The 18,397-nt window shown below is 33.9% G+C and carries 14 protein-coding genes and 1 pseudogene; 6 read left to right on the top strand and 9 right to left on the bottom strand.

Annotated elements, in window-relative coordinates:
- Positions 1 to 13 precede the first annotated feature (13 nt).
- Both GTO82_RS09470 and GTO82_RS09465 read right to left on the bottom strand, forming a co-directional pair.
- Positions 14 to 664: a deoxynucleoside kinase gene (locus GTO82_RS09470; protein WP_172475918.1), complete on the bottom strand. Its 651-nt coding sequence runs from the start codon at positions 662 to 664 to the stop codon at positions 14 to 16.
- A 211-nt stretch (positions 665 to 875) separates the two neighbouring features.
- Positions 876 to 1,595, bottom strand: coding sequence for a glucosamine-6-phosphate deaminase (locus GTO82_RS09465; protein WP_180873317.1), 720 nt, complete (start codon positions 1,593 to 1,595; stop codon positions 876 to 878).
- A 126-nt stretch (positions 1,596 to 1,721) separates the two neighbouring features.
- Between GTO82_RS09465 and GTO82_RS09460 the strand changes: the two genes are divergently transcribed.
- Complete coding sequence (locus GTO82_RS09460; RefSeq protein WP_180873316.1) at positions 1,722 to 2,561, top strand: aldo/keto reductase; 840 nt, start codon at positions 1,722 to 1,724, stop codon at positions 2,559 to 2,561.
- A 95-nt stretch (positions 2,562 to 2,656) separates the two neighbouring features.
- Here the strand turns inward: GTO82_RS09460 and GTO82_RS09455 are convergent, their stop codons facing one another.
- Positions 2,657 to 3,412, bottom strand: a complete 756-nt coding sequence (locus GTO82_RS09455) for a sulfite exporter TauE/SafE family protein (protein ID WP_180873315.1) — start codon at positions 3,410 to 3,412, stop codon at positions 2,657 to 2,659.
- A 327-nt stretch (positions 3,413 to 3,739) separates the two neighbouring features.
- Between GTO82_RS09455 and GTO82_RS09450 the strand changes: the two genes are divergently transcribed.
- The 4 genes from GTO82_RS09450 to GTO82_RS09435 are packed head-to-tail and all read left to right on the top strand — an operon-like array spanning position 3,740 to position 8,650.
- Positions 3,740 to 5,743 (top strand): glucose PTS transporter subunit IIA, encoded by a 2,004-nt coding sequence (locus GTO82_RS09450; RefSeq protein WP_180873314.1) that lies wholly within the window; start codon positions 3,740 to 3,742, stop codon positions 5,741 to 5,743.
- Positions 5,744 to 5,751: 8 nt separating this feature from the next.
- The gene (gene murQ / locus GTO82_RS09445; RefSeq protein ID WP_004898203.1) at positions 5,752 to 6,648 is read left to right on the top strand and encodes an N-acetylmuramic acid 6-phosphate etherase; all 897 of its coding nucleotides are present in this window, start codon (positions 5,752 to 5,754) and stop codon (positions 6,646 to 6,648) included.
- Between the two features lie 56 nt (positions 6,649 to 6,704).
- A complete protein-coding gene (locus GTO82_RS09440; protein ID WP_180873313.1) occupies positions 6,705 to 7,775 on the top strand; it encodes a MupG family TIM beta-alpha barrel fold protein in 1,071 nt (356 codons plus the stop codon).
- A 2-nt stretch (positions 7,776 to 7,777) separates the two neighbouring features.
- The gene (locus GTO82_RS09435; RefSeq protein ID WP_180873312.1) at positions 7,778 to 8,650 is read left to right on the top strand and encodes a MurR/RpiR family transcriptional regulator; all 873 of its coding nucleotides are present in this window, start codon (positions 7,778 to 7,780) and stop codon (positions 8,648 to 8,650) included.
- A 23-nt stretch (positions 8,651 to 8,673) separates the two neighbouring features.
- Here GTO82_RS09435 and GTO82_RS09430 read toward each other — a convergent pair.
- The 3 genes from GTO82_RS09430 to phnD all read right to left on the bottom strand — a co-directional run bounded on the left by GTO82_RS09430 (position 8,674) and on the right by phnD (position 12,254).
- Positions 8,674 to 10,076 (bottom strand): IS3-like element IS1223 family transposase gene (locus GTO82_RS09430; RefSeq protein ID WP_180873311.1). Its coding sequence is split into 2 segments (ribosomal slippage): positions 8,674 to 9,602 and positions 9,602 to 10,076, totalling 1,404 coding nucleotides; the frame shifts between segments, so codons are not numbered across the junction.
- A gap of 81 nt (positions 10,077 to 10,157) precedes the next feature.
- Positions 10,158 to 11,228, bottom strand: a complete 1,071-nt coding sequence (locus GTO82_RS09425; RefSeq protein WP_180873310.1) for a BMP family lipoprotein — start codon at positions 11,226 to 11,228, stop codon at positions 10,158 to 10,160.
- 93 nt (positions 11,229 to 11,321) lie between these two features.
- Positions 11,322 to 12,254 carry a phosphate/phosphite/phosphonate ABC transporter substrate-binding protein gene (phnD, locus tag GTO82_RS09420; RefSeq protein WP_014567927.1) on the bottom strand — a complete coding sequence of 311 codons (933 nt, stop codon included), beginning with the start codon at positions 12,252 to 12,254 and terminating at the stop codon, positions 11,322 to 11,324.
- Positions 12,255 to 12,543: 289 nt separating this feature from the next.
- On the opposite strand from phnD, the pseudogene GTO82_RS09415 reads away from it, so the two are divergent.
- Positions 12,544 to 13,829: pseudogene (locus GTO82_RS09415) on the top strand (extracellular solute-binding protein).
- A gap of 62 nt (positions 13,830 to 13,891) precedes the next feature.
- On the opposite strand, the gene GTO82_RS09410 reads toward GTO82_RS09415, so the two are convergent.
- Genes GTO82_RS09410 through cydD form a run of 3 tightly spaced genes read right to left on the bottom strand, consistent with a single transcriptional unit; the run spans position 13,892 to position 18,397 of the window.
- Entirely contained in the window at positions 13,892 to 14,818 is a 927-nt protein-coding gene (locus GTO82_RS09410; protein ID WP_180873309.1) for a prenyltransferase, read from the bottom strand.
- A gap of 19 nt (positions 14,819 to 14,837) precedes the next feature.
- Entirely contained in the window at positions 14,838 to 16,583 is a 1,746-nt protein-coding gene (cydC, locus tag GTO82_RS09405; RefSeq protein WP_180873308.1) for a thiol reductant ABC exporter subunit CydC, read from the bottom strand.
- Positions 16,580 to 18,397, bottom strand: coding sequence for a thiol reductant ABC exporter subunit CydD (gene cydD, locus GTO82_RS09400; protein WP_180873307.1), 1,818 nt, complete (start codon positions 18,395 to 18,397; stop codon positions 16,580 to 16,582). Before cydD ends, cydC begins: the two co-directional genes overlap by 4 nt.

Raw genomic sequence — 18,397 nt, 5'->3', positions numbered from 1 at the left:
TTCTATTCGTTAACTAGTTCAAATTACCTATATCAGTAAGTTTCTGATCGATTGTGCTGATAACTTTCTTTCGTGCATTTTCATTGGCAACAAAGTCGTATTTATCACCATCAATCATCATTTTAGGGGATGCATTATATTTTTCATACCAAGGCTCGTAATATGATAAAAGGCGAGCATAGTAATCTTTTAAACTTGGATCGGTTGATAATTGTTCAAACTTACGACCACGTTTTTGAATTCGGTGAAGCATAGTATCAAGAGAAACATGAATATAAATTAAAAGATCTGGTTTTTTACTTGGATTACCAGGTGCTTGTTCCATCATATTCTCAAGTAAACTATCATAAATCTTGAATTCTGTAGGATCAGCAATACCACTATCAACATTCATTTTGAAAAATAGGGCATCTTCATAAATTGAACGATCAGACACGCTGTTATGATCGCGAATAGCTTGGTTAATTTGAGCTAAACGGTGGTTTAGAAGATAAGTGTTTAATAGAAAAGTATAATGAGCCATATCTTTATAATAAAGTGGCAAAATTGGATTGTTATCTACACCCTCATAAAAGGCTTGAGTACCTAAATGTTCGGCAAGAAGACTGGTTAAACTGGATTTTCCGGCTCCAATGGGCCCGCTCAATACAATAACTGTCATCACGTTCTTTCTACAATATATAGTTTGCTTTAATAGTGTAATTCAATATCTGGTAGGTAGGCAAGCTATTTTTGAAAAAAGAGTTAAGTGAAAAAGTCAAGAGTAGATCTTAAAAAATGTAGATTAAAGACAAAAGAATTCTATTCAATCAAATAAAAAACGAACTAATCTAAAAAGATTAATTCGCTCAAGTAAACGGTCTGATTAATGAGGATTAGTTTCTATATTTTGGATCAAGTTTTGCGGCAGCAACTTCATCACAAATAACTGTTACATCTGGGTGATCTTGTAAGATAGATGCTGGTACCTCTTCAGTAACAGGGCCTTCAACTAAGGCTTTAACTGCATCTTGTTTTGATTCGCCAAATGCAAGTAAAACAATCTTCTTACTTTGCATAATGGATTTAATTCCCATACAAATGGCTTGACGAGGAACTTCATCTTCGTTATCAAAGAAACGTGAATTGGCCTTAATGGTGCTCTCAGTTAATTGAACTTTATGAGTTAAACTGCCAAATGGAGTACCTGGTTCGTTAAAAGCGATATGGCCGTTTCTACCGATACCTAGGATTTGGATATCAATAGGATTAGCAGCAATAATGTCGTTATAACTATCAACTTCTTCATCAATATCCTTTGCCATTCCGTTTGGAATATAAGAATGCTTAAATGGCTTCTTATCAAATAAGTGCTTTTGCATGAAGTAATGATAACTTTGATCATTATCTGGATTTAAGCCATAGTATTCATCTAAGTTAATACTAGTCATATCAGAGAAGTCTAAGTCGCTGTCGCACATATCGTCATATAGCGGAATTGGGGAAGAACCAGTTGCTAAACCTAAAACTTTATCGCCATCTTCCATTCCCTTTTTAATAATTTCAAATGCCTTAGTGCCGCCTTCAATATTATCTTTAGTTACGATGATTTTCATAATATATACCTCCTCGTTCATTGGTCTAGCCCATTATAGAATATAAAATTGGTCTAGTCAAATTAAACCGCTAACATTTTTAATTTTATTTTTTTATGCGGTAAAATTTAGGTGAGGTGAGAAGAGATGGAGAAGAGTTTTCAGGAAAATAATTTATCAGGTTTAGGCATGGGAACTTGGGGAATCGGCGAAGACACTTCAGAGAAAAAAGATGAACTTGCTGCACTTCGTTATGGCTTAGATAATGGAATTAAAGTAATTGATACTGCGGAAATGTATGGTGAAGGAAAAAGTGAAAAGCTAGTTGGCGAGGCAATTAGAGGATATGACCGGAGTAAAATCTTTTTAATTTCAAAATTTTATCCATATCATGCTTCTTCAGAATTAGAACGGCGAAGCTTAGAAAGAAGCTTAAAAAGATTAGGAACCGATTATTTAGATTTATATTTACTCCACTGGCGCGGAGACAAGCGTTTATCTGAAACGGTTCGTGGACTTAAAGAATTACAAAAAGAAGGACTAATTCGTCATTGGGGTGTGTCAAATTTTGATGTGGCTGATTTAGAAGAATTATTTAGCGTTCCTGGCGGAAAAGACTGCTTTGCTAATGAAGATCTATATAATCTGTCTGAGCGAGGGGTAGAGTACAACGTCTTACCTTGGCAAGAAAAGCACGGCGTTGGCTTTATTGGATATTCTCCATTTAATTCAGGTAAGGGTGATTCAATCAGAATTACTAATAATCTTAAGATTGTTGCTCGCGCTCACCATGTAACGCCGCATCAAGTGATGCTTGCTTGGACTTTGAGAAATGGAAATATTTTATCTATTCCAAAAGCAGGCAATGTTAAACACATGAAAGAAAATATTGCTGCTAAGGATATTAAATTGACTCCCGATGAAATAAAATTAATTGATAATGACTTTCCGCAGCCGACTGAAAAAATGCCGCTTGCGATGATATAAACTGAAATGAAAGAAAATTATTTAAAAGTAACTGAAAAAGCTCTACCTTTACGCAGGTAGAGCTTTTTACGTATTGCAAATGAGCTAGAACTGTCTTATCTATATGCAGTATAAGCAAAGTAAGCTGCTTGAATAAGAGCTAAAACGGCAATTCCTAAGCGAATAACTTTAACGGGAATATGCCGCATGATTCGAGGACCGAAATAACTCCCAATTAAGGCACCAATAGCCAATGGAATAGCTGAGCCCCAATAAATTTTTGCAGTAAACATATAGATAATTAGAGCAACTAAGTTTGAAAGAGCCCCAATTATATTTTTCATAGCATTAACTGTCAAAAAATCGTCATCACTAATGGCGTTCAAGATAACGAGCATCAAAACACCACTTGCTGCTCCGAAATATCCTGCATAGATACCAGTAATTACTAGGCAAAGTAAAGATATAATCTGAAGAAGTCGGTTATTACCATCTTTTTCCAGATGAATTTCCCCACTGAATAAAATCATTAGACCAGAAAAAGCAATACAAAACGGAACAATTTTTTCGAATATTTTCCCGGGAAATTGTATTAAAAGCATACATCCTAAAGCTGATCCAACAATTGTAAAGAATGAATAGAAACTTACTTCTTTCCAATGCCCTTTTAATTCTTTCAGGGATGATGCAGTTGAACCAACTCCCGTCCAAATTAAAGCAGCATCATTGGTTGTATTGGCATATACGGGTGGAAGTCCAACTGATAAAAGTATTGGGTAAGTTGCTAGAGAAGCCATGCTAGCGATTGTTGATAGGAGACCTCCTAAAATCCCACCCAAAATTAAATAAACGAATAAGAAAAAAGGACTCATGAATTCACCTCTCCTTGTAGATTTAAACATTACAATGGTAGGTATTATAAGCCCCTTACGTTTAGTTAGCAAGAGAAAGTAAAATTTTAAGTTTTGAATATATATTTTCGGTACACTAAATTACTAATATTCTCATTAAATGTAACAATGTTTTATTTTTAACTAAAAATATAGATTAAAAATATTCAACTTATTAAGAGAAAATTATTGACACATATATTAAATAGATCTAGTATTTTAAGTATAGAAAGCGATTACATTAAATGTAGTGGACATTTTTTATATATTTAAATGAAATATTTTTACATTTATATAAGGAGACTCATCATGTCAAAGGATAAGTATCAAATTCTAAGCGATGAAATCTACCAAGAAATTGGTGGCATAGGTAATGTTGAATCATTGATCCATTGTATGACAAGACTTAGAATTAAAATCAGAGATATGTCTAAAGTAAATATGGAGAAATTGAAAAAGATAAATGGTGTATTAGGAGTAGTTGAAGCTGATACACTGGAAATTGTTTTAGGACCAGGCGTTAATACTAAGGTTGCAACGATAATGAATAATGAGGCTGGTGTAAAGGAAGGAGAAACTTTTCCTGAAACAAGCTCATATCAATCTAATAAAAGCGAAGTTGAAAAGAAAGCTGCTGAAGTTCATGCAGCTCATAAAGCTTCTCTAAAAAAGACTTGGTGGCGGTCAGCTCTTCAACATATTTCGGCAATTTTTGTACCATTAATACCTGCATTTGTAGGTGCCGGACTAATTTCTGGTGTTGCGGGAATTCTGAGAAACTTGTTAACTGCTAAAGTATTGCCGATGTCCTGGAATCTTGGCGTAACAGTATTAGCAATGATTTCTAGTGCCTTATTTGCATATTTGAATATTTATGTAGGTATTAATACAGCAAAAGAATTTGGGGCTACTCCAGGCTTGGGTGGTATCATTGGTGGTATTGTTTACTTACCTGGGATTGTTGCTCCAGTAACCATTCCTAATATTTTTGATGGAAAACCTCTAGCTGCTGGTCAGGGTGGTATTATCGGTGTCCTATTAGGCGTTTGGCTATTATCTTATGTTGAAAAATTTTTCCATAAGTATATTGCTGACTCTGTAGATATTATTTTTACACCATTTTTAACAATACTAATAATGGGATTATTTACAATTTTTGTAATTATGCCCTTGGCAGGATGGTTTTCTAATTCTCTTGTAGGTGGAATTAATTGGGTGCTAAAAGTTGGTGGACCAATCTCAGGATTTATCTTAGGATTATTCTTCCTTCCTATGGTAATGCTAGGTTTACATCAAATTTTAACCCCTATCCATCTAGAAATGATTCAAAAACTTGGATTTACTCCTCTTCTCCCTATCTTAGCTATGGCCGGAGGTGGTCAAGTAGGAGCTGCAATTGCTTTATGGGTAAAGTGTCGTAAAAATAAACAATTAGTAAATATGATTAAAGGTGCCTTACCAGTTGGTATCTTAGGCGTCGGAGAGCCATTAATCTATGGTGTTACATTACCATTAGGACGTCCATTTATTACTGCTTGTGTTGGTGGTGGTATTGGTGGTGCTGTAGTTGCTGCTTTTGGTCAAGTTGGCTCAATAGCTATCGGGCCTTCAGGTGTAGCCTTGATTCCATTAATTGCTCATAACATGTGGTGGGCTTATGTATTAGGTTTGTTAGCTTCTTATGTTGGTGGTTTTATTGCTACTTACTTCTGGGGTGTTCCTAAAGAAGCTATGCTTCCTGCAGATGAGGCTGATGCTGAAGTTAAAGAACGAAGAGAAGCTGAGGAGCAAGCCTATAATTTGAATATGTCCGCTTCAGATGAAAATGAGAGAAAAGATAGCCTTAAATTAACAACACAAGAAATTGTTGCTCCAGTAGATGGACAAATTGAAGAGTTAGATGAAGTTGAAGACCAAGTATTTTCACAAAAAATGCTTGGAGAAGGATTTGCTATTATTCCAAAAGATGGGAAAATTGTTGCTCCTGTTGATGGAAAAGTAGTTAGTGTAATGTCTACAAAACATGCCTTAACTTTAAAATCAACTAAAGGAAATTTGGAGATCTTATTGCATATGGGTTTGGATACTGTAGAACTAAAGGGCCGTCCTTTTGATATCAAAGTAAAAGAAAATGACATAGTAAAAGCCGGACAACCTGTTGCACAAATGGATATTGGAAAAATAAAAGAAGCTGGAAAGGATCCAATCGTAATTATGACTATTACTAACATGGATGATGTTTCTAATTTTAAGCTAATTGCTACAGGTACCGTTAAGGCCGATATGCCCGTATTAAAGATAACTAGTAAGTGAGGATAAAAATGAATATTAAAGATTTAACAACGGAACAACGAAATCCAAAGTCTCTACACATTGATAGCGCCACTCCTCTTGAAATAGTTAAAATAATAAACCAAGAAGATAAAAAAATTGCAGATGCAGTTGGTACTCAAGATAAAGAAATTGCCAAAGCCATTGAATATGCATCAAAAAGATATAGAGAGGGTGGGAGATTAATTTATGTTGGAGCAGGAACTAGCGGAAGATTAGGAATATTAGATGCAGTTGAATTAGTTCCCACTTATAGAATCAATCCTGAAAGAGCGATTGGATTAATTGCCGGTGGCCAAAGTGCTATGTTCCGCGCTGTAGAAGGTGCCGAGGACGATCCACAACTAGGAGAGAAAGATTTAAAGGACCTTAAATTAAATGAGAAAGATATTGTAATTGGGCTTGCAGCTAGTGGACGTACACCTTATGTAATAGGATGTTTGAAATATGCAAATCAGGTAAAAGCTCTTACTATTTCAATAGCATGTGTAAAAAAATCAGAAATTGGAAAATATGCTGATATAGCAATTGAAGCTGTAGTAGGTCCGGAAGTAATAACTGGGTCAACAAGAATGAAGGCTGGTACAGCTCAAAAAATGATTCTGAATATGATATCAACAGGCGTTATGATCAAACAAGGTAAGGTTTATGAAAACGTAATGGTAGATGTTATGCCAACAAATTCTAAGCTAGTAGATCGAGCATGTAGAATTATAGAAGTTGCGACAGGTGTTTCAGAGTCAGTAGCAAGCGATACATTAGAAAAAGCAGATATGAACGTTGCAGTTGCTATTACTATGTTAAAAACAGGTGTGGATAAAGAAAAAGCAATGGATATTTTGAAAGAATATAACGGTAATATTAGTTCTGTAGTTAATAATTATTAAAGAAGGAGGTCAAAAAGTAATATGCTTTTTGGCCTTCTTTTGGAAAGAGTGAATAAATGTTAGGCTTTTCTGTATATTTAAATAAAAAGATTGATGATGGAACGCGAGAATATATTAGGAAAATGAAAAGAAGCGGCTTTGAAGGAATCTTTACGTCGATTCATATTCCCGAAGAAGATATAACTAGCTATAAACAAAATCTACAAGAATTAGGTAAAATAGCAAAAGAACAGAATCTTAGTGTAATGGTTGATATTGATCAAAGTAGTTTGAAAAAATTAAAAATATCAATGAATACAATTCCTAACTTGAAGAAAGCCGGTATAACTGGTTTGCGTATAGATGATAAATTGCCAATTGAAAAAATTGCTGAGTTGTCTAACTCAATAGAAATTGGGATAAATGCTAGTACTTTTAGCGAAGAAGAGTTAAAGGAACTACTTTTGTTAAATGTAAAACGAGAAAACGTGCAAGCATGGTTCAATTTTTACCCTTCTCCTGATACAGGAATTAGTCAGCAGTTTTTAGAGCAGCAAGTTCGTATGTTTAAAAAATATGGCTTTACTACTCAGGCATTTTTTGCTGGGGACGAAAATTTAAGAGGTCCTTTATACGAGGGACTGCCAACTCTTGAAAAGCAGCGGTATTATAGTCCGTTAGCTAGTATTTTAGAATTACAAAATATGGGAGTAGATTTAGTTTATGTTGGGGATGGGGGAATTAGTGAAGATTCGTTAAAGCAAATAGATACTTATAAAAATAAAAAACAAATATTACTCCATACAAAAAAATGCGAAAATGGAGATAAAGATTTATATGATTATGTATTAGGAAAACATAATCAGCGGCCTGATCCAGCTGAATATGTAGTGAGATGTGAAGATTCGAGATTACATCCGGTACCGGTAATTAAGAAAAATAATACTGGTAAAAGATATATTGGAGATATTACAATCAATAATGATAAGTACCAACGGTATATGGGGGAAATTCAAATACTTAAGGTAAATTTACCAGCTAGTGAAAAAGTAAATATAGTAGGAAAAATTATAGAAAAAGATATACCTTTGATTAATTTGATAAAGCCTAGCCAGGAATTTATCTTACTTCGTACCATGAAGGAGTAAAAATGGCAGATATTTTAAATATCATTCATTCTAAGAAGGCTCAGATGCCAAAAAAAGAACAATTTTTAGCAGAGTACATAAGTAATAACATTAAAACAGTTATAAAGTCTTCTATTCAAAAATTATCTAAAGATACTGGTATTAGTACAGCAACGATTGTTCGATTCTGCCAAGAAATTGGGGTTGATGGATTTAGTGAATTAAAATTAGAACTAGCTGCACTACAGTTACCCAAAGAACCTGCTGAATATGATGAAATAGATATTGGAGAAGATGTTTCATCAATAAAGGATAAAATGGCCACAAGGTTTAAGTCAGTGATAGACATAACTAAAAGTGGAATCGATGAAAAAACAATTTCTAAACTAGTAAAAGAAATTAATCAGGCTTCACGGATTTTAGCATATGGTGTTGGAGCATCCGGTCTAGTAGCTAATGACCTATACCAGAAATTTCTTCGTTTAGGAAAAGCTATCACCTATACTACTGATTTTCATATTGCAGCTACAGAAATTGGAAACTTTCCCCCTAATGATATTTTAATCTTAATCAGTAATCAGGGAATGACGACTGAAATTAGTGATCTTTTAGAAGTGGGGAAATCAGTTGGTATAAAAACTGTGTTACTAACAGCACAGCCTAGAACTACAATAGCTAAAAAAGCCGATCTTGTATTACTTACCCAAGATATTGGGGAGCCCAAAATTAGGTCTGGTGCTACTACATCGATGATAAGTCAACTCTTTGTAGTAGATGTTTTAGTATTTGCCTATATTTCACGGTATTCAGATAAGGTGTTTGAAAACTTAAAAAGCTCTAATAAGACGACTTTAATTCATAAAAATAAAAAGAGAGGTAAATATGAAGTGCCATAGAAAAGTTAGACATTTATAAAATTTTAAAGATTTGATAATACACGATTTCTGTATTTTACAGGAGTCGTGTATTTTAATTTGTTTGATCTTCTAACATTGTTAAACCAATAAATATAATCTTTCAGAATTTCCTTCATCTCTTCTAAACTTCCAATCTTAAGTCGATTCAGTTTTTCTCTCTTCATTAGATTAAATATCGTTTCTCCTGGTGCATTATCATGACAATTTCCTTTTCGGGACATGCTTTGAATTATATTCATTTTCTTTAGTCGAGCCTGATAGCCTGGATTCTGATATTGAAAGCCTTGATCTGAATGAAGGATAGGAGCAGCTCCTGGTGGAAGATTATCTGCTAGTTCATCTAGCATATTATAAATAGTTTTCATTTCAGGAGAGTAACTTACTGCACAAGCTAGAATCTCCAAAGAAGCTTCATCTACTACAGGAGAAATATAAACTTTCTTGCCGTTAGTTAGTTTATATTCGGTTACATCGGTATGAAGAACTTTATAGGGGATAGTTTCATCAAAAGTTTGATTTAGGATATTTGGTGCTTTCTTTCCTACATTACCCTTATACGAACTATATTTACCAGTATTTTTATGATAAATTGTTGTTTTTATTCCTAAACTTCTCATTAACTTACGTACTGTTTCTAGAGAAAATTTAAATCCTTCATCTCTTAACGCTCTCCACATAGGACGATAACCATATGTTTCTTGTCCTTCATAGCCATAATAGATTTCTTGAATCTTCTCTTTTACTAAAGCATACTTATCAGCTTGATTAATTCTATTTTTTACATTGTCATAGTAAGTCTTTCTATTTAATTTAAGCACCTTAAATAAGACCTTAAGTTTAATTTGATGGTGTTTTGCCCGAATATCCTGTATTAATTGTGTTTTTTGTTTGTTGGATAACGTGGATATCGGGCAGCCACTTTTTTTAAGACAAGATTTTCCACTCTAAGTCTTTCTAATTCAGCTTCCTGCTTAAGAATTTTTTCTTCATACTTTTGCTTTTCACTAAGTTCTAACTTTTTAGTTGTCTTCTTACTCTTTTTAGGCACTTTCCTAGGCCGACCTTTCTGTTTAGGCAGCAGCCCAGCGTATCCTTCTTCATTGAACTTTTTAGCCCAATTGTATACTTGAGAATCACTAATATTAAACTTAGCCGCTACCTTTGAAACTCCAATAGAATGTGTTAAGTAGTAGCGTACCACATTTAGCCTAAAGTCAGAAGAATAAGTAGTTTTAGTATGTTTAACAGATAAGGCAGCTAAACCTTGACACTTAGCCTTATCAACCCACCTACGAATAAGAGTCCAATGAATATTATATTGTTTAGCTAAACCTTTTATTGAATCTTCATGATTTAAATATTTGGAAACAATTTCAATTTTTAATTCAGTCGAATATTTGGTCATAAAAAAATACCTCATAATTATTAGATTTTATGTCTAACAATTATGAGGCACTTCAATAACTACCTCTCTTTTTTCAATCTATTAATCTGTATCAACCTTAATCTTCCCGTCAATGATTTTTTGCTTAGCTTTTTGAACTTTAATCCAGGTATGATAGGATAAATTTCCTTGAACTAAAGAAATGCCTTTGTTTTTAAGACCATACTTCAGAGTTTTACCACCTGGGAATTTTCCACTAGCAGTTTGGGTAGCAATATCTTCAACAGCAAGATCGGCACTTTTGATAACTGAAGTAAGAGTGAAATTAGATGGTTGTCCGCCTTTTGCAAGGTAGTCGCCCAATTTTGATTGATCTTCATCAGATCCTATAACCCATACTTTTTGCCCTACAGGTCGAGCTTGATTGATTTCCTGAGCTGCTTTGAATACACCTTGTCCGCTTTTACCTGCTGCTTGAAAAATGATGTCAGCTTTTTTATTGTACATTTCCTGGGCAATATCGTGTGCTTTATTAGCATCCGAAAAGTTTCCAACTGTCTGACTCACTACTTTAATATGTTTATGAAGTTTATGATTTGTTGTTCTTACGCCTTGAATAAAACCTGCTTTGAATGAGGCCATTTCTTTACTATTTTGACCTAAGACTAAACCAACTATTTGACTTTTAGTCGTGTAAGCAGCTGCTACACCAGCTAAATACGCTCCTTCTTGATTCTTAAAGGAGATACCGGCTAAATTTTTTAGTTTTGGAGTATGGGCATCAATAACAACAAAATTTTTTTTCGGATTATTTTTAGCTGCTTTAATAATATTTGGCTTAAGAGTATAGCCAACACCAATAATAGTTGAGAAATTTTTATCTAACGCTTCATTGATAGTGGTTTGATAGTTTTTCGGATCTTTAGGTACAAAATAGTTATAGCCTTTGTTTCCTTCTGGAAGATCATTTTTAGTACCATAATCTTTTAAACCATTCCAGACAGATTGATTTAAAGAATTATCTTTAATGCCGTTAATGTCAGATATCAGAGCGATATGATTGTCTGTCTTTTTATTTATTGTTTCCTCATGATTAGGCTTGCTACAAGCACTTGCTATTAAAAAGATAGCACTTGTGATCAATAATAGATTAAATTTTTTATTTAGTTTCATTTGAAAACCTCGATTAAAAATCTATTCTAATTTTAAACGAGAAAAAGACCATCCTACAAGTCAAAGTAGGGTGGTCTTTTAAAAATATTAAATTTATTTTTCAGCCTTTTTAGCTTCAGCTTCGTATTCACGAACAATATTGAAGTTAGAATCTTTAGAATCTACATAACCATAGTGTTGGTAAATATTTTCAAGGATCTTCTTACCCTTCTTGGTCTTAGCAATATCCTTAAAGGCAGTAGCAAGTTTCTTTCTAAATGACTTAGACATGCCGCTTCTAACAGCAACAGTATCGTTTGGAATGTATTTAGTAAAGTAAATTGGAACAACATCCTTCATTACAGCAGGTGCATCTTTAGCAGCAAGAGGACGAGCGTCAGAGAAGACAAAGGCAGCATCGGCATCACCGTTATAAACTGATAAAACAGCTTGATCGTGGCCCTTAACTTGAACTAATTTACAATCTTTTGGTACATTTAAACCTTTCTTGTGAAGTTCCGCAATTGGAAGAACGTAACCAGAAGTAGAGGTTGGATCTTGAACGGCAATTGTCTTACCTTTTAGATCTTTCCAAGATTTGATCTTAGAGCCCTTTTTAACTACGATCATTGAACGGTAGCTATCCATTAATTTGTGGTTTTGCTTACCGCTTGGTTCGTCATAGCCATAACGTTGTGCTTGTAGTAAAACATCCGCTACACCACGTTTGTGAGCTAAGACATAAGCATCAGGTGGTAAGAAACCAACATCAACTTTCTTTGATGCCATTGCTTCAACTAAAGCAGAGTTATCAGTTGAAACAGTCACATGAACAGGCATATGTAATTGCTTTTCAAGCAAGCCTTGTAATGGCTTAGCTTTAGCTTCAAGTTTAGACGCTTGGACACTAGGAACAAACTGAACGTTTAATTCTTTAGGAGTATAGCCATCACTTGCTTTAGAAGCAGACTTATTGTTGGAACATGCAGCAGTTGATGCGGCAAGTAAAATCATAGCAGCGCCGATTAAAAATTTCTTTATCTTCATTTTTTCCTCCAGAAACTATTTAATGAAGTTGACGATTTAAAGATAGCAGACTATTAATCGTAATTCAAGATAAAATATGAATAATTTCAAATATAAATCTTTATAACGTACGTATATATCCGTATTTTATATATACAAAAATCGTATATAATGCGGGTTTAACGCGCGATTTAAAAATGTAAAAAATTTTAAAATAAAAAAATAATTTTTATACTACAACATCTTGTATATAATTTTCGCTTTGATACAATAAATAGTGCTTCAATTTTGAAATTACTGGAGGATTTTGATGAATTTATATAAAAAGATTGCTTTAGGTTTAGTTGCAGGGGTGGCATTAATTGCTACTGGATGTTCTAAAGGAAATAAAGAAGATAGTTCAGCAACGAATATTCCAACTAAAATTACAAAGAAAACTATAGTAACCTTTTGGCATGGAATGAATGGTGGTCAACGTGCAGAATTAGAGAAATTAACTGCAGAATTTGAAAAGAAAAATCCTAATATTAAAATCATGCTTGAAAATCAAGGCTCTTACATTGATTTACAAGCTAAGGTAAATTCAACATTACAATCACCAAATAATTTACCAACAATTACGCAAGCATATCCTGGGTGGCTATATAATGCTGCTAAGAGTAATATGTTAGTTGATCTTTCCCCATACATTAATAACAGTAAGCTTGGTTGGGGAAGTAGTGCTAAATCAAATATTAGAACTGAATTATTAGATGGAGCTAAAATTCAAGGAAAACAATATGGTATTCCATTTAATAAGTCTATTGAGGTTTTAACTTATAATAAATCCATGTTTGAAAAATATGGTATTAAAAAAGTTCCTACAACTATGAAGGAATTAGCACAAGTTTCAGAAACTATTTATAAGAAGAGCAACCATCAAGTTGTTGGTGCAGGTTTCGATTCTTTAGCTAACTACTATACTTTGGGTATGAAAAATGAAGGAATTAATTTAACTGATAAAGTTAACTTTACTGGCAAAGATTCCAAGAAAGTTGTTGATTACTACGCTAAAGGTATGAAGAAGGGCTACTTCACAACTGCTGGCTCAGCGCACTATTTATCAGGTCCATTTGCTAATGAAAAGGTAGCGATGTATCAGCAGGTGAAGGATACGTTAAAAAGGCAGTTGGTGATAAGTTTACTTACGATGTATCTGCACGCCCTGGTAAATACACTATGCAGCAGGGTACAGATATTTACATGTTTAAAAAAGCAACCCCAATGCAAAAAACTGCTGCATTTAAATATATGCAATTTTTAACTTCTAAATCTACTCAACTTAAATGGGCAAATGCAACTGGCTACATTCCAGTTAATAATTCTGTTGTGAAATCCAAAGAATACAAAGAAAACACCAAGACTAAACTTCCAGCTAAGCTAGAAGTCGCTATGAAACACTTGTACAGCATTCCAGTAGCTAAGAACTCAAATGCTGCCTACAGTCAATTGGACCCAATTATGGCTAAGATCTTATATGCAGCTAAGAATGGTCAAAACGTTGATAATCAAATTAAAGCAGGTAAAGCAAAATTTGATGCAGCGTGGAAACAATAAAAAACAATTTAAAATAAAAAAGGTCGAAACTTCGTACTGAGAGGAAGTTTCGACCTTTTTTATTATCTAATTCTAAGATTTAACATCAAACCGATAAAGAAACCTACAGCTTCGGTCACAAATAAAACTTGGGTATTTTGAACTACTTTAGGGAACGATTTTGGCTTAGTTTGTATTTTCCAAAGAAAGCGCATGTTTTTGTAGATTGTTGGAATACAAATCAAAATTAAAGCGACGCTCCAAGGAAGGACTCCAACCCAAATTGCCCAACCTGTTAAAAAGAATCCAAGTAAGTAGTTAAATACGAATAAGTAAAGTCCACCCTTAATTCCAATATAAGAAACTAAAGTATGTCTTCCATTTGCGATATCTGCATCATGATCACACAAATTATTTCCAAGCATTAAAGTGAAGTTACAAATTTCAGGAATGCCGGCAGCAAGGATAATTGGCCAAACAAAATTCCAGTTAAATGGTACATGGGGATAAACGTTAATATAGACCATGATTAGAAAAATTCCAAATCCCATTGCAAAACAAGCAGCTATTTCTCCAAAAGGCCCGGCAGAAATTGTATGTGATCCAGTTGAATAGGAAAGAGCAATTGCGTAGCAAATAATTCCTAGAATCCAAATATATAAATTAGTTTGAAAACCAATCGTAAAAGCACAGGTGGCTGAAATAATAAATAAAATCCAAATAAGAACTAAAACATTTTTGGGATTAAGATGATACTTCCCAATTGGATTCTTTTTATGATCGCCAGTTTTAGCAGCTTTTTCACGCTTATAATCCCAATAACCATCATTCACATTCATAAAAATTTGTAGAACAATTGTGGCAATACACATTTCAATTGTTGGAAAAATTCTAAACAACTGAAAATTATATTCTGTGTACATGATTCCTAATAGGACAGGAATTATGGAGTTAAATAGGGTACGTGGTTCAACTAATTCATAGTAGCCTTGCTTTGCTTCAGCAGACATAATAAACTTCTTTCTATTTTTAAATTAGTCCTTGATCCATTAAATAAAGTTGATGAAAATGCTCATTGTGTTCAAATAATTCGTGAGGATTGCCCTGCATGGTCACTTTTCCATCTTTAAAGAAGAGAACTTCGTTCATATATTTTACACCTTGTAAGTGGTGAGTTACCCAAACTACTGTCTTTTTCTTTAAAACATCAAATACTAAATTTAATAATTTTTGTTCTGTGAGCGGATCTAGGCCCACTGTTGGTTCATCTAAGAGGACAATTGGGGTATCTTGTAAAAGTACACGTGCTAATGCTAAACGTTCCTTTTGACCGCCAGAAAAACGTGCGCCAGCTTCTGCGACTTCTGTATCCAGTTTTTTAGGGAGGGAATTAATGAAATCAGCTAGCTGTACTTTTTCTAAAATTTCCATCATTTGGTCAGCAGTGGCATCTGGATTAGCCATTTTAAGATTTTCATAGATAGTAGTGTTGAATAAAAATGGTTCCTGGTTCAGCACAGAGAATAATTTTGAACGCTCTTTTTGTAAGGACAAAACATTAATCTTATCCAAAGTGACAGTGCCTGTATTTGGCTTTAAATCTCCAAGAATTAATTGTAGGATAGTACTTTTTCCAGCCCCAGATGGTCCAATTAGAGCAGCTTTTTGACCTCTTTTTAATGTGAGAGAGAAATTTTGAATAATTGGATAATCTTCTCCTGGATAAGTAAATGAAATATCAGTAGCTTTTAAAGTTCCTGCAAAAACTGGGTCAAGATATTCTTGATGCGGTAAATGGTTTTCAGGTACTGTTAATTCATTTAAATGCTTTACTGAATCGCTATATGTGTGCCATTCCTCAATACCTTGTCCAACGGGAATAAAAGCATCAGATAGAGGGAACAGGGCTAAAACAACAGCGCCAACGTAATTTGCTGCTTCTTGATTATAGGTGAGGTTCTTGTTAGTGAAATAAAGAATAGCAACAGCCATTAAACCGAAGATAAACTCAAGGACAAAATCACGTGCCCAATCAAACTTGCCGGATTTTTTTTCATGCTTTCCTAAAGACTTTAAAGTGGTTTTAGTTTGATTGAAAAATGCATCCTTGCGACCAGAAATTTTCCAGTCGCCAGCACCTAAAACTTGATCAGTAAATTCTGTATAAAGCTGTGCCTTCTCTTTCTTTTCCTTACTGCGTACACTAGCTTGTTTTAAAAGTGAGAAGAATGGAACGAGAATAAGTTCCATAATCAATAAAATTGCGATAATACCAGCTAAGGGCCATGAGAATAAACCAATCAAAATTATAACAATAAATCCTACTAGGTAACTGAGAATGGCTGGAAAGATGGTTCTCAAATAAAGATTTTGTAGGTGACCAATATCATCAGTTAGGAGAGAAAGAAGACTTCCTGTTTGAAAAGTTGATCCGACTGCTGAAGTATTTTTTTCAGCAATATAAAAAAGTCTTCTCCTTAGAGAACTTGTGACCCGTAAAATCCAATTATGAGAAACTAAACGCTCTAAATATCTAAATAATGGTCGTCCGATTCCGACAGCACGCATTAAGACGATTGGAACATAAATCATTAAGATGTTTTCTGGACGTGTCGCCGCTTTGTCAATTGTATAGCCTGCATAAAACATAAGTGCACCACCACAAAAGAACATAGTGATGCCAAGAAAAATTGCTAAAAGAAAATTCCATTTATATTTTGCGAGGTAAGGTTTAACCCAATGTTCATGTTTCCAAGAAAATTTTTTGTTCATCATAGTAGGTCTTCTTTCAATGGCTGAGTAAGTTTTTTGAATAAAGTTCCGTTTTTAGCTAAGTCACTAGGGGTACCTTGTTCTACAATTTCTCCATTTTCAATGACTAGGCACCAATCCATGTCATTTAGCCAGTGCAAGCGGTGTGTCGTAAAGAAGACCAAATGATTTTCCATTAATTTCTTCATCGGTTCCTTTAATTCATACTCAGTCTCAATATCTAGGTGAGCAGTTGGTTCGTCGAAAAATAATATCTTTCGATCTTTTGCTAAGAAAGCGCGGGCTAATGCAATGCGTTGTTTTTGTCCGCCAGAAATGCCGCGTCCATTTTCACCGATTCTAGTGTTTAAACCATCTTTTAAACTAGCAACAAAATTATTCAAATCAGTTGCTTTTAATGCGGCATCAATTTCTTTTTGACTAGCATTTGGATTATAAAAAGTTAGATTTTCTTTAATGCTAGTTGCGAACATGAAAGGATCTTGTGGAATATAGGTAATTTGATTTTGCCAATTCTTTTGATTGAGTTGGGCAAGATTTTGCCCATTAATTGTAAAATTATCTTCTTTAAGGTGGGGAGTAAGAAAGCCAGCTAAAATTCTCATTAATGTTGTTTTTCCAGCACCTGTTGGACCAATAATTCCAACTTTTTGAAAGCCGGTAAGATTTAGATTAACATTACGCAACTCATCAGCTGTATGAGTATTGTCTGTATTTGTTTTTTCTTTTTTTACTATCCCACTCATTTTTGCATTTTTATTAACACTAAAATGATCTTGATCAATATGACTATAGTTAAAAGAAACATCATTGGCTATAAAGACACTATCTTTGTTCCACGTGAAACTAGATAACTGATCTTCTTGGGGAGTGGTTGGAAAAGCTAGAATATCAAAAATTTGTCCTAAGGCATTTTTACCATTTAGAGTAGCATGGAAATCATTACTAAAATCACGAATTGGTAAAAAGTATTCTGGTGATAAGATTAAAATTACTAATGAAGGATAAAGAATTAAGTTACCATTGATTAATCCGATTCCAAGAAACATGGCAATCATCGCAATGGATAATGTGGTAAAGAAATCTAGCGTAAAGGTGGATAGGATTGCTACTCTTAAGACACCCATTGTCTTTTTACGGTAGTTTTCACTATTTTTATAAACAATATTTCCGTATTTTTTAGCAAGACCCAAAACTTTTAAGGTGCTTAAGCCACGTAAAGCATCAACAAAGTGGTTTTGCAATTTAATATATCCGGCATACTGTTTACTAGCTTTACTTTGAGCAGCAGTTCCCAAAATAATCATAAATAAGATTAGTAAAGGAAAAACTAAGAGTAAAATCCAGCCAGAGAGGGTATTTAGAGTAAATATATAGATTAAGATAACCCACGGAACAATTGCGAGGGCAATTAATTTTGGAAAAATTAGCGACAGATAATTAGAAATCTCATCCATTCCATCTAAGAGAGTAGAAACTAAGTTTCCTGTTCCAATTCTTGAGACTAATGCAATTCCACCATCATAGGTTTTATTAAGTAATTGTTGACGTAAAAGAGCAGTTGTCTGATTTGCATAACGGTTCATATACCATTTTTGAAACCAGTTAATTCCTTGTCTTAATAAATAGAAGATCAAAAAAGTTAAAACATCTTCTGCAATATTAGCAAAAGACTGTCGTTTCCAAGAGCCGACAATTGCTCGAGCAAGGAAAATTCCCTGTCCTAAAATAGCAAATGCTTGCAAGAACATTAGTCCTGCAAGCATTGCGAGCATGATTTTGGCTTTTGGTAATTTAAAAAGTCGTTTATCAATCAT

The organism is Lactobacillus johnsonii (genome assembly GCF_013487865.1).
GTDB lineage: Bacteria > Bacillota > Bacilli > Lactobacillales > Lactobacillaceae > Lactobacillus > Lactobacillus johnsonii_A.
This window is presented reverse-complemented; position numbering and strand designations above follow the sequence as displayed.

What these genes read in the sequence shown, in the direction of transcription:
- GTO82_RS09465 (WP_180873317.1), bottom strand. Translation starts at nt 1,595, where the DNA reads ATGAAAATCATCGTAACTAAAGATAATATTGAAGGCGGCACTAAGGCA.
- GTO82_RS09460 (WP_180873316.1), top strand. Translation starts at nt 1,722, where the DNA reads ATGGAGAAGAGTTTTCAGGAAAATAATTTATCAGGTTTAGGCATGGGA.
- GTO82_RS09455 (WP_180873315.1), bottom strand. Translation starts at nt 3,412, where the DNA reads ATGAGTCCTTTTTTCTTATTCGTTTATTTAATTTTGGGTGGGATTTTA.
- GTO82_RS09450 (WP_180873314.1), top strand. Translation starts at nt 3,740, where the DNA reads ATGTCAAAGGATAAGTATCAAATTCTAAGCGATGAAATCTACCAAGAA.
- murQ (WP_004898203.1), top strand. Translation starts at nt 5,752, where the DNA reads ATGAATATTAAAGATTTAACAACGGAACAACGAAATCCAAAGTCTCTA.
- GTO82_RS09440 (WP_180873313.1), top strand. Translation starts at nt 6,705, where the DNA reads ATGTTAGGCTTTTCTGTATATTTAAATAAAAAGATTGATGATGGAACG.
- GTO82_RS09435 (WP_180873312.1), top strand. Translation starts at nt 7,778, where the DNA reads ATGGCAGATATTTTAAATATCATTCATTCTAAGAAGGCTCAGATGCCA.
- GTO82_RS09425 (WP_180873310.1), bottom strand. Translation starts at nt 11,228, where the DNA reads ATGAAACTAAATAAAAAATTTAATCTATTATTGATCACAAGTGCTATC.
- phnD (WP_014567927.1), bottom strand. Translation starts at nt 12,254, where the DNA reads ATGAAGATAAAGAAATTTTTAATCGGCGCTGCTATGATTTTACTTGCC.
- GTO82_RS09410 (WP_180873309.1), bottom strand. Translation starts at nt 14,818, where the DNA reads ATGTCTGCTGAAGCAAAGCAAGGCTACTATGAATTAGTTGAACCACGT.
- cydC (WP_180873308.1), bottom strand. Translation starts at nt 16,583, where the DNA reads ATGATGAACAAAAAATTTTCTTGGAAACATGAACATTGGGTTAAACCT.
- cydD (WP_180873307.1), bottom strand. Translation starts at nt 18,397, where the DNA reads ATGATTGATAAACGACTTTTTAAATTACCAAAAGCCAAAATCATGCTC.